Here is a 12,153-nt window from a genome sequence, read left to right as displayed (position 1 = left end):
CATATTGTTTTTTCTGCTTTTTTTGATCAAACAATAAATCCAAAAACGATATGCCTGATTATATCATCCAAATATTGTTGTTTGCTTCTATTCCTATATCGGGAGGCTTGGTAGGTTGGGGAACCAACATTATGGCCATTAAAATGACTTTTTACCCTATAGAATTTGTTGGTATTAAACCCATTGGCTGGCAAGGAATTATTCCTTCTAAGGCAAAAAAAATGGCGGTCAAATCGGTAGATATGCTCACCACAAAACTCCTCAAAATAGAGGAGCGTTTTGAACTGGTAAAACCCGAACGAATAGCTATGGAAATGGGTCCGTCGCTCAACAAACTTGCCCGCCAAATCACTGACGAAGTAATGCAGGCTCAAGCCCCTACCATTTGGAACTCCACTCCTAGATTTGTGAAAAATCAAATTTATGAGAATATCACCAAGGAACTGCCTCAGTTGGTAGTGCAAATGATGAATGATATCAAAGATAATATTGACGAACTGCTAGACTTGAAAACTATAGGGGTAAATGCACTGACTAAGAACAAGGCTTTGCTCAATGATATGTTTATTCGCTGTGGCAAAGAAGAATTTAAATTTATCGAAAAGTCGGGCTTGTACTTTGGTATTCCGTTTGGGTTGGTACAAATGTGTATTGCCGTATATTATGTCAATGTATTGGGTACTGGCACTCCCTGGTGGTTGTTGCCCGTTTTTGGGCTAGTAATAGGTTACGCTACCAATTGGTTGGCGCTAAAGCTGATATTTGAACCTTTGTACCCTCGCAAATACTTGTTTGGATTATTTGAGTTCCAGGGTTTGTTTATCAAGCGACAACCCGAAGTAGCTGTAGAGTATGCCAAAATTGTATCAGGCAATATATTGACCACCGAACGGTTGTTTGAATTTATGGTAAGAGGTCCTGGCGCCACCCGCTTGGCAGAAATTGTACGCGATAACCTAGAGAAATCAATCGAAACTACCATTAGTAGCACCAGAGGTTTGGTAAAATGGGTGGTAAGCGACAAGCAACTTGAGGTAATTCAAAACATTGCGGTATACCGTTTTATGCAAGAATTGCCTATTTCTATCCGCGATACATTTGCTTACGCCGAAGAAGCCTTAGATATGGAAAATATGCTGGAAGAAAAAATGGCTGGCTTGACTGAGAAAGAATTTGAAGGCTTTTTGCGTCCAGTGTTTCAAGAAGATGAATGGATTCTGATTTTGGTGGGTGCTGTACTAGGAATGGTTGCCGGAATACTACAGTACCTAGTGCTATTTCAATAAATGGATGCATCGACTCGACAAAAAAAAGACCCTACACCGTAGAGTCTTTTTTGTTTCCTAACCACAAAGCTTATTAAATATCTTTGATTAGTATATATTCAAACCAAAGACCAAAAATAGAAGCTTGGGTAAAACAAATTTTAACTTACTGATAATCAATAAAATAAACTTAATTACTTTTTTCGCAAGGGGTATTTACAGTGAATAAAACAAACACTTTTTTACGAAATATCGTTTCTATGTTGATATTTCGCACATAAGCTTAAGCTAAAAATCGCGCCATCTGCGCCAGTTCTTCTTTGTACTCAATATTTGCCAACCAATACTGAGGCAATGCCTCTACCCCTATAGCCGCTCCTACCAAGCCCCCCGCCAGGCAAGCTATCGAGTCAGAATCTCCCGAAGTACATATTGCCCTTTGCAATACTTGCACAGGATCATCAGGAGCGCTTAAAAAACAATATAAAGCCGTTGCAAACGATTCTTCGGCAGTCCAGCCAGCCCCACCAATGATACAAGGGTCTGTATTTGAGTCAAAATTTTGCAAACCTTGCCTCACTTGTTGCATTTGGTTCAGGCACTCCAACCAACCTGTACTAATAAAAGCAGCAGGACTGTCAAAAGGTGGGCGATCCCATATTTGCTCCAGGTATGCCTCATGATACACATACAACTGTTGTTGGACGTGGGCTGTCAACGCGTCTATTAGGTCAGCGGGCTTTACCCCTTCCAACAATTTTCTGATAGCCACAGCGGTTAGTTCAGCTGCTGCCAATGCCGTAGGGTGGGCGTGGGTAAGTACAGCTTGAAACTGCGCTACTTTACCTATGCTTTCAACAGATCCTCTGAGTAAACCTACCGGTAGCACCCGCATATTTGCTCCACAACCTTTAGAGCCTTTGTTGGTGGCTTGCTGCCATGGCATCCCTTTTTCCAAACGTTCACAGCTGGTTAGACAAGTCATACCAGGCGCCCGGTTGTTTTCAGAGTCATTGAGCCATTGTACGAAACGCTTGCGTAAGTTTTGCTCCAGTATGGCAAGTGTATCACCTTCACTTTCGTGTAAAGCTTGCCCTACTGCCAGGGCCATTTGAGTATCATCCGTGATTTTAATTGACGCATCAGACGCATGAAAAAAACCGTTGGGCAAGCGTTTGTTTTTTATTTCATCAAGGGTTAAAAATTCGGCGGGGGCACCCAGACCATCGCCTACTGCCATGCCATAAATGGCTCCTTTAACTTTAGACTGCCTCGCGCTGAATTGGCGGTAACGCTCTTGCCCTATTTGCCAAAAATCTTCTTCCTCTTCCAGTTCATTTAAAATAAACAAGGGGCTGGCTGACACCAAATATTTCAGCCAATCTACTTGGCTGGTTTGCACAAACAAGGCCAGTTCATAACCAGTGCGCAAGCAATATTCTGGGGTTTGAATAGTCAACCTGATGTTTTCTCGCAGGGCAAATACAAACAACTTGTGCCAGTCTATGGTAGGGTTGGTATTTTTATGTAGTGTTACGCGCTCCAGCTGATGCAACCACTGCTGGTCTTTTTCTTCGTTAGCAATGATTTGGTGCAAGTGTTGTCTTTCTATTATCAAGGAAAAAGCCTCAAAAGACGACGCCAAATCCAGCAAAAAACGTAATACCTTTTGTTCGGCACGCAAATAACTATTGACTACCCCTTCGTTTTTGTCTTTGAGGTTTACTACCGACATAAACTCCTGCGCAGCGAACTCTTCACGACTCAATACGTGGTCAAATCTATCTATCCAAAAAGTTTTCATAACATGATTTATATTGACCAGCAAAAATAGTAGAAAGTAACTATGCGCTGTCATCCAAGCACTGATTTAAAGCTTGAAGGCACCTTGTTTTTTATGAAAGCACAAAACCTGACTTGAACATTTTTGCCCGCGTTGGCTTTGATTATGCCTGTAAATTGTTAAATACCTATCAAATCGGGGAAATGACTCGCTGGGCAAGCAAAACAAAGTTTTTGCCTTTTGACCTAAAAACCAAAAACGGTTTCTTTGGTGAAAAGTACTTTTACACACTTTCATTAGCAAACCTTTTTTCAGTTAATTTGCCTAACAATTCTCCTCTTCCTCATCTACCTTTTTTGCTTGGGTCTCGTACCATGTGATAGGTGATCATTTGTATTGAACCACTTAGTGATCTTTCATAAATAATTTGAGCCATTAAAGTGTATCTATTGCCCTCATTCTTCTCAAAAAAAAGTTTCATAGCTTTGGCTATGCACCGTTTTTTTTGAATCGTCTGAGAACGATATATTTTCTTGAATTGGCACAGCTTATTTTTTCAGATCACTAAACAAATTCTTTTGTCAAACACCCATTATATAATCAACAAAAATGGATACCATTACCTGCATTAGCTGCCGACAAGAGGTAAGCTACCAAAAAGACTACCATTGCTCCAACTGTCAAGCGCTTTGGTGGGGTTACGAAAACAAAGACCGTATTCCGTCTTCTTTTCTTAAATCTCAGCAAAACCCTTTGGGTATTACCACTTCTTTTCACGAAGAAATAACTCCTCCACCCTTGTCTCACAGTAAAAATATGATCATTGCCTGGTTGGTGGTACATACCGAAAACCAACCCACGCTTCTGCACGAACTTAAGCAAGGCAAATATGTGATTGGAAGGGCGATTCCGGGCAACATACCTGATATCACGCTTAACAATGACCAGTTTGCCAGCCGCAAACACGCAGAACTAAAGGTAGGCACCCATGAAATACACATTATAGACCTGGAAAGTAGGAATGGGGTATACGTCAATGGGCAAACCCAACCAGTGGGCAAGAGTTTTCCTCAGGCGCTTTCTGACGGAGACACTATACAGGTAGGCGAGACCAAAATGGTGCTAAAAACCAGAAATGTAGTACAAGACGAAATTACGGCGTTGAAAACCGTAAGAAAGCTATCCTACACGCCTACAGTCAGGGTAAAAGCTGAATAATTTTTACTATATTAGAAGAAATTTTTTCTAATATGCAACCTTTTTAGGGTAGGATGGCTCATGTTATATGTACAACTTTACCCTATTTTTATAAGTAATCAGGAATAATTTAACTCGTCATCCAATATGGCGGGTTAATTACCATATATACCATAAATGAAAAAGAATGGCTGTTTTTAAACCTAAAGATATATTTGCCGGGCGCTACCAGCTACAGAAACTGTTAGGGTTAGGGGGGTTTTCGGAAGTATGGCAAGTAATAGACCAAATGGCTGAAAATGCTTTAGTGGCACTTAAGATTTATGCTGCTGGTACTGGGCTGGATGAAGATGGAATAGAACTTTTTAGACGCGAGTATGCACTTACTGTTTCGCTCAATCATAAACATTTATTAAAACCCACCTATTTTGATATTACCGAAGGCTCTCCCTATTTGGTAATGCCGCTTTGCGCAAAAGGATCTCTTACCAAAAAACTTTTCAAACAGGGAGTATTGTCTGAAGCAGAACTTGCTGTGATGATGTCGCACGTAAGTGATGGGCTTGCCTACTTACACCAACGGCACCCGGTAGTGTTGCACCAAGACATAAAACCAGACAATGTACTCATTACAGAAAAAAACGAGTTCTTACTGTCAGACTTTGGCATTAGTAGCCGTATGCGGCATACTATGATGAAAAGCACCCGAAGTACTGCTTCATCCAATTCGTTGACCATTGCTTATGCTCCACCCGAAAAGTTTACCAGCCGACCCAAGAGCATGCCCGCCAGCGATATATTCTCTTTTGGGGTAATGTTATATGAGCTTTGCACCAATGAAGTACCCTGGATGGGACACGGAGGGCAATCGTTGTTAACAGGATCGGCAGTACCCGAAATTCCCGAAGAGTACTCACCTGAGCTTAATCAAATAGTACAGGCATGTATGAACCGAGAACCTACCCAACGCCCCACGGCTGAACAACTGCATCAGCTATCGTTGGTATACCTTGACAAGGGCAAGTGGGAAGGTTTTGAAAAAATAACTCGTTACAAGGCAGATTCCTTGTCGGCAATACCAGAGGGTTCGGCCACTCAAACACCCACCGAAGGGGTTACTTCAGAAAAAACAAATACACCCATACACAAAACAGAAGACCACCCAGACCTACAGCTTGATGTAGAAGATTTGGAAGGCGTAGATGACAACGATGTGCCTGTGGTAAGGTCTGAACGAGTAACCGAAGCGGTAGACAAGAAAAAAAGAAAGGCAGTAGCCGCTACAGGCAAACGCACCTTTGATCGTAATGTGTACATGTTTTTGGGCGCAGTCATGATTGTATTGGTAGTACTGATAGGCAGAGAATATGTACAAAAAAACCTGAGCAAAAGTAAGCCAGAGTTAATGGCAAACAACGATACCTTGGCAATGAATGCAAATGACCAGCCCGAAAAATTATCAGAAAATAAAAAAAATAAGGAGGTCAAAAAGCAAACAACAAAAAACCAGCAAAAAGCCAAAGACTTGCAGGAACAGTTGCGCTTAATGGAGGAACAGTTGCATAAGAAAAATAAAAAACTGAAAGAAAAAAAACAAGAAGAGTCCACTTCCGATGTTGAAGAACTTACAAAATATGATGAAAATGTACCTGAACCACCAACCCCTCCTGGCAAGGATAAACCTTCTTTTGTGATTACCGAAAACGGGGTGATCATTGCTGGCAAAGGAAAGAAAGGTAAAAACAGCATTAACATAGATTTACCAAAAGAGATTATAGAGTTGGTAAAAGATGCTACAAAAAACGCCAAAAGCAAAGAAAAAGTAAACGAGTGGAGCCGCAAGATGAGTAAAAAGTATGAGCACCTGGGCGAAAATTACGCCAAGGATTACATGCGAAAAAAAGCCGAACGAGAGAGGCAAAGACATCGGGCACATAAACGCTCGCATCAGTCTGGCAACAATAGCCAATATGACTATATAGAAGAGTACCCTACTTGTTTTTTAATAGAGCAAAACAACAGATGGGGATATCTTGACCGCAAAAAGAAACTGATTGCCAAACCCCAATATGAAAGTGCCTGGCCGTTTTATGAAGGGCTTGCTGCCGCAAAAAAGTACGGAAAATGGGGGTATATCAATCGATACGGAAAAACAGTCATTCCTCATAAGTTTGACAAACCCGGACATTTTTACAATGGCAAAGCCAAAGTCGTTTACAGAGGCAAGAAAATGTATATCAATCGCTACGGAAAATGTGTACAGGACTGCCTGTAAATAAACAGGAAAATATTTAGTTTAGTAATGGACAAAAAATAATCCCCGATTCATCGGGACTGTAAGCTTTCGATTTAGGAAATGACCTTTATTACTGATACTTCGTTACCCCGGCAGTTCGCCGGGACTGTGAGTTTTTATTGCTCGTAGCGCTGCTACGAACGCAACCGTCGCGCAAGCTGGCTCAACATCCATAGGATGTCGCCATCTCGCCTCAGTGGTAAATCTCTATCTCCAAATGGATACCTTATTTTTCAACCATTACTTAGGAATCAAATTTATATAGTGAATTGTGTATGATACAATGTGTGTGCTACCTGAAAAACCACCATTGAACATACTAAGGAATTGCGTATGACAAATAAAGAGACCCTGGCGGAAAAGGGCAAACAAACTCAACCCAACCGCGCTACACAGGCTTTTGCAACTGGACTGAAAATTCTGGGAGGGGCTGATGTGCCCATTTATACCCTGCAACACCTTACCAATACTGACAAGCACCCAGCAGGTAGTTACGAAAAAATCGTGGTTCCTTACGTAGAAATAGGACGTGCCAACTCTTGTGTCATTCAGTTTGACGATGGTTGTAATACAGTCAGTCGTAAACACGCCGCCATTGAGCGCAAAGGCAAAGATATTTTTATTAAAAACTTGTCTGCCACCAACCCTACCCTTATCAACGGCAGACCAGTAGCTGAGCAGTGGTACCTGACCAACGGCGATGAAATACAACTATCGCTTGAAGGTCCCAAGTTATTGTTCAATGTGTCGGCCACAGGTACTGCCAAACTAGGGCTTACCAACCGCATGAACCTGGTCATTAAACAAGCAGTTAAGCCTTATAAAAATGCTTTTTTATCCCTTTTATTCTTACTCATTGCCAGCATAGCGGTGGCTGGTTACATCATTAGCAACCAAGGCAATATTATCAAAAGTAATAAAGACACTATAGCCCGCCAGCAAATCACATTGGCAGGACTCAAAAAAGCCAATAATACAATTGTAGACTCATTAGATGCCGCGCATAAAAACAATACACGGGTACAAAAAGAATTGTCAAACACTAAAGATCAAATGGAAGCAGTGCGCCAGGCTTTTGAACAAAGGTTTAGAGCTCTCAAAGCCAAAGCATCTAATAACAGCAGCAACAGAAACAATCCGGGTGGCGGAGGCAATAGTAACAATAACACTGACAATCCGGGAAATGCCAACATACAAGGCTTGCTCAAACAAGCTGAGGGTGATGTATACTTCATTTATTCTACCTCGTTGGATGTAACCTACCCTGATGGCACCACCGAAGAGATAAAGTCGCAAAATGAACTTTGGTCGGGCACTGGTTTCTTACTCAATGATGGAAGGTTTGTAACAGCACGGCATGTGGTAGAGCCCTGGTATTATTTTAAAGACAATAAAGACCCTATGATGTTGTTGAATACTTATGCCAACAATGGGGGTAAAATTGTAGCCAACATGGTGGCAGTGTCTCCTACTGGAAAAAAAATAGCCCTGACCAATACCTCTTTTATAGTAGACCGTACCAAAGATCAACCTTATACGGTACAAGTAGATGAAGATGAATTTGCCATTAAAAAAGCCCAGTTGGGCAATGGCACTGATTGGGCCTACTTTAAAACCTCGACTACGGGTAGCCTACAGGCAAATGCTGCTTTGTCAAGTAGTTTAAAACGGGGAACCGAACTACATGTATTGGGTTTTCCGTATGGTTTGTCGCTGCAAAACCAGCAAAAACTAGAGCCCGTGTATAGCAAAAACGAAGTGGGTCAAAACGGCTTGGTCAATGAGTCTATTACAGTCACTGGGCGTAGTTTTGATACAGGCAACTCTGGTGGCCCTGCATTTACCACTGCCCAGGGCAAACTCGTGGTCATAGGCATTATTTCGGCAGGCAGGGGAGTTACAGGCAGTATTATCCCTATATCAGCCATCAGGTGACAACGCCATTACTGAACAGATATGGATAGCTATCAGTAGCCAATCATCATGAAGTATACCTAACCATTAAACATCATGAGTAACTCTATTTTGTAGTTACTCGCCGCTAAAAAACTACTAATCACACAACATAAAGCATAAAATAAATTACTACACACTATGAAAAAAAGATTAATTGCAGCAATTGTTTTATTGGGACTGGTGGGCTCGGTCAGGGCGCAAGACACTACACTGACACTTAAGCCTATTCGACACTTTGTGTCTGGCACCAGTATTGTCAAAAAATCGCTTGCAGGCGCTTTTTATCTTATTCAGCAAGACTATAACCTTCAAAACAAAAAAGGGCAGGCATTTACCAGAAAAAACCAGGCGTATTTTGGCAGACACTACGGCATAGGGGTCAATGCACAAAATGTGCTTTGGACAGAAAAACAGGTACTGTACCCTTGGCTTGTAGATAAGAGTTATAAGGTAATGGCAAAAGATTCGTTATTCCCTGCCAAAGGGCTCACTAAAATAACCAAATATCGCTATAACAGCTCTAACTGCAACTGTAAGTACACCGCTGTAGAGTTTGAATCTGACTCGGTGGCTTTGCGGGCACTGGCTTATTATAAATTGTCTAAAAAAACACCTACTCTAAAGCTACACCAAACCGAAATACCCAGTACAGGGATTATGGTGATTTTTTATAGCCCAGGGAGTGAACCTATATCGCCTTATAGCAAAATAAAAATGTCGGTCACTAAACAGTACATCCACTGGAACGACGCCCGAAGCACTGGACAACTCAAAAAAATGAACCTGCCAGGTACAGTGGTAGGCGGCGCCTTTTTTTCGGCAAATTATGAGCTGGGTACCGTTGCTTATCATTTGGTAGCATTGTATACCCGCCAACCCCAAAAACCGGAAACATGGGAGCTGACTGCTTTTCAGAATGAGTTTACCAAAAAGCTCACGCTGATTGAAGGTAATGGCAAGAAAAAAAAGAAGAAAAGAAGAAGTAGAAGAAACAGAAGAAATCGCAATAATTAACCAGGCTTTGGATATATTCATTTTTTAATGGAAATTAGCCTGAGGAATCGACAAAAAATAAACGTATTTATAGTAATAAATTGAGTGTTACAAATAACATAGAGGAAAACAAAACCGATGCATTGGTCAATATTTTTGGCAGAACTGATGTAGGCAAGGCACGCGACCACAACGAGGACAACTTTGCCATTGGACAAGACATTAAGGCCAACCAGTGGGAGTTTAACCAACACGCCTTTAAGCAAGGGGCGCTTGGTTCGGTAATGGTGGTAGCCGATGGTATGGGAGGAACCAACGCAGGAGAGGTAGCATCTGAAATAATGGTAAATACTGCCAAGCAGATGTTTCAAAAACTGCAAGCCCTGCCTGAGTCGAGTCAAGCTATCAAAGATTACCTGAAAAAAGTGATCAAGGTTGCTCATAAAAATATTTTGGCGCATGCTGCTGCCCACCCCGAAACCGAAGGAATGGGTACTACGGCTGCTATAGCCTGGGTAATAGGACTTAAAGCTTATGTGGCCTGGTCGGGCGACAGTAGGGTGTACTTATACCGCCAGGGAGTACCACTGACTCCAGCTACCGATGACCACTCTATGGTGTGGGAATTGGTACAAAGCGGGCACCTTACGCCCAACCAGGCAAGGTTGCACCCACAAAGTAATATCATTACCCAGAGTTTGGGCGAGGCACGCAACCCGCCCAGCCCCGAAGCTAAGACCTTGCAATTGCAAACCGGCGATCGATTGTTGTTATGCAGCGATGGGCTCAACGGCGAACTGGACGACCCTGACATTGAGGCTATCCTGGAAAAAACCCAAGGAACCTCTGAGGCCTGCCAAGAACTGGTAAACAAAGCCAACCTTGCCGGAGGCAGTGACAACATTACGGTGCTGTTGATGGACATGCTCGACATAAATCGGGTAGGCAAAAACGTGCAGGTAAGAGATACTGCTGACCAAAAGGCGGGGCTGGATGCTCAAAAGAAAAAAATCATACTGTGGGTTTCTTTGTTGATTTTGATATGTAGCCTTTATTTGCTTTTTAGCAATTTGGGGCAAACTGACAACCCCGCACAAATAAACAAAGCAGCCAACAAAGCACAAAAACTGCCCGTGATGATAGACTCTACTCAAACCAAACACGAGCAAACATCAGGCAAAGATACCACCAGTAAAGAACAAGGTGCCAGTACTGGTAGAAACGAAAAAGAAAATAGACCACCTGTGTTGCTGCGAGAAGAAAAAAAGGCTGATCCAAAAGAAGTAGCTGCCTTAGAAGCCCGCCTAAAAAAATTACTGGACGACAAGGCTAAAGTACTGAAAAATATAGAAGGGCTTAAAAAGAGTTATCAAGACATACCTGCTGAACTGAAAAAACTAAAGGCTTTGCAACAACGACTCACCAAAGAAATAGCTTCGCCTTTGGTGGCAAAAAAAATTATTAAAGGCAGCAATGAGTTTGTAGCACCCACCACGCCCAAAGCATTGAAAAAAGCCATTTATACTATAGAAAGAGTGGAAGCCAGCCTGTATGATATACAGGAGAAAATGAAGCATTGGCAGCTTAGCCCCAATGGTTAAACTGGTTTGCTATTCTATTTACAAAGGTAATACAACACCCCAAATACAAGTTCGGTTCAAAAGACTCCGAACTTGCTGACGTCCGGTTTACCTCACCAGTACAAAACCTCAGAGGGCAAGCATTGCCGTTTGGCTAACTTTAAACATGCTCTTGGCAACAAAACTGCCCAAGAGTGGCAAGCACCCTTGAATGTTGCCCGATAGATGCATCAGGAACACCAAAGTATGCCACTGCCAATCTACCATATTTGAAAACATAACAGAAAGGATACCAACAATGTTAAGATGTAATACTTGTGGATATATAAATGATGAACACACTAAAAGTTGCGCCAAATGTGGCGCAGCCCTAAATGATGCAAAAAAAACCATTAACAACAGCTCGGCTCAGGGGTTTTTGCCTACTACTGGCAGCGACCCATTGGCGCATCAAAAACCATCGCAAAAAACGGTAAAAGGTGGTGAACCTGATCAACCTTACCTTGATAATCCCAGAAATGAGCAAAAGCCAGAACAACAAGCCCAACAAGAGGATCAGGCAAATGGTTGCAGCAGCTGTAGGTATCCTTTGCGGGCTCACCAAAACATTTGCCCCAATTGTGGGTTTGACAATGCAGCAACCAATGCTACTGACTTACACTCGACCAAAGGGTTTGACGAAACAAACGAGGAGAACGCCCCCGTTGAACCACGCCACAAAACTATTTTGGACCCTTGGGAGGTAACCAATATTGGGGATTCTAAAAAGTTTAGTTTGGTAACTGATAAAGGAAAAACTACCCTGAACTTTGAAGGAGAAGAAGTAGAGTTGAACCGCCAAAACCTGGATGCCAACAACAAGAGCATATCGGGAGGGCAACACGCTAAAATTGAATATGAAAATGGACAATGGTACATCAAAGACCAAAGCTCTAATGGTTTTACTTTTATTCAAGTACGTGATCGGGTACCTATTCAACCAGGAGATATGATTATTATGGGTAATAAACTTTTTGTTTTTAAAGAAAAATAAGCCCCACAGGCAGGTTTAAATCATTGATAATAAACTAATTATAGTGAATT

9 protein-coding genes are annotated in these 12,153 nt (G+C 42.0%); 8 read left to right on the top strand and 1 reads right to left on the bottom strand.

Annotated elements, in window-relative coordinates:
* The first annotated feature begins 50 nt into the window (after positions 1 to 50).
* On the top strand, positions 51 to 1,286 hold the full coding sequence (locus M23134_RS29855) for a DUF445 domain-containing protein (RefSeq protein ID WP_002702866.1): 1,236 nt from the start codon (positions 51 to 53) through the stop codon (positions 1,284 to 1,286).
* A 262-nt stretch (positions 1,287 to 1,548) separates the two neighbouring features.
* On the opposite strand, the gene M23134_RS41905 is transcribed toward M23134_RS29855, so the two are convergent.
* Positions 1,549 to 3,069 carry an ADP-ribosylglycohydrolase family protein gene (locus M23134_RS41905; RefSeq protein ID WP_002702863.1) on the bottom strand — a complete coding sequence of 507 codons (1,521 nt, stop codon included), beginning with the start codon at positions 3,067 to 3,069 and terminating at the stop codon, positions 1,549 to 1,551.
* 113 nt (positions 3,070 to 3,182) lie between these two features.
* On the opposite strand from M23134_RS41905, the gene M23134_RS41900 reads away from it, so the two are divergent.
* From M23134_RS41900 to M23134_RS29815, 7 genes are all read left to right on the top strand, one after another.
* Positions 3,183 to 3,428 carry a hypothetical protein gene (locus M23134_RS41900; RefSeq protein ID WP_045114618.1) on the top strand — a complete coding sequence of 82 codons (246 nt, stop codon included), beginning with the start codon at positions 3,183 to 3,185 and terminating at the stop codon, positions 3,426 to 3,428.
* Positions 3,429 to 3,657: 229 nt separating this feature from the next.
* Positions 3,658 to 4,266: an FHA domain-containing protein gene (locus M23134_RS29840; protein ID WP_002702858.1), complete on the top strand. Its 609-nt coding sequence runs from the start codon at positions 3,658 to 3,660 to the stop codon at positions 4,264 to 4,266.
* A gap of 166 nt (positions 4,267 to 4,432) precedes the next feature.
* On the top strand, positions 4,433 to 6,520 hold the full coding sequence (locus tag M23134_RS39120) for a protein kinase domain-containing protein (RefSeq protein WP_002702856.1): 2,088 nt from the start codon (positions 4,433 to 4,435) through the stop codon (positions 6,518 to 6,520).
* A 354-nt stretch (positions 6,521 to 6,874) separates the two neighbouring features.
* Positions 6,875 to 8,476 carry an FHA domain-containing protein gene (locus M23134_RS29830; RefSeq protein ID WP_002702854.1) on the top strand — a complete coding sequence of 534 codons (1,602 nt, stop codon included), beginning with the start codon at positions 6,875 to 6,877 and terminating at the stop codon, positions 8,474 to 8,476.
* Positions 8,477 to 8,635: 159 nt separating this feature from the next.
* Positions 8,636 to 9,511 (top strand): hypothetical protein, encoded by an 876-nt coding sequence (locus M23134_RS29825; RefSeq protein ID WP_002702852.1) that lies wholly within the window; start codon positions 8,636 to 8,638, stop codon positions 9,509 to 9,511.
* Between the two features lie 80 nt (positions 9,512 to 9,591).
* Positions 9,592 to 11,091, top strand: a complete 1,500-nt coding sequence (locus tag M23134_RS39115) for a protein phosphatase 2C domain-containing protein (protein ID WP_002702850.1) — start codon at positions 9,592 to 9,594, stop codon at positions 11,089 to 11,091.
* A 277-nt stretch (positions 11,092 to 11,368) separates the two neighbouring features.
* Complete coding sequence (locus M23134_RS29815; RefSeq protein WP_002702846.1) at positions 11,369 to 12,103, top strand: FHA domain-containing protein; 735 nt, start codon at positions 11,369 to 11,371, stop codon at positions 12,101 to 12,103.
* Positions 12,104 to 12,153 lie beyond the last annotated feature (50 nt).

It is taken from the genome of Microscilla marina ATCC 23134 (assembly GCF_000169175.1).
Classification (GTDB): Bacteria; Bacteroidota; Bacteroidia; order Cytophagales; family Microscillaceae; genus Microscilla; species Microscilla marina.
The sequence above is the reverse complement of the archived record's forward strand: the minus strand, read 5'-3'. Positions and strand labels throughout refer to the sequence as shown.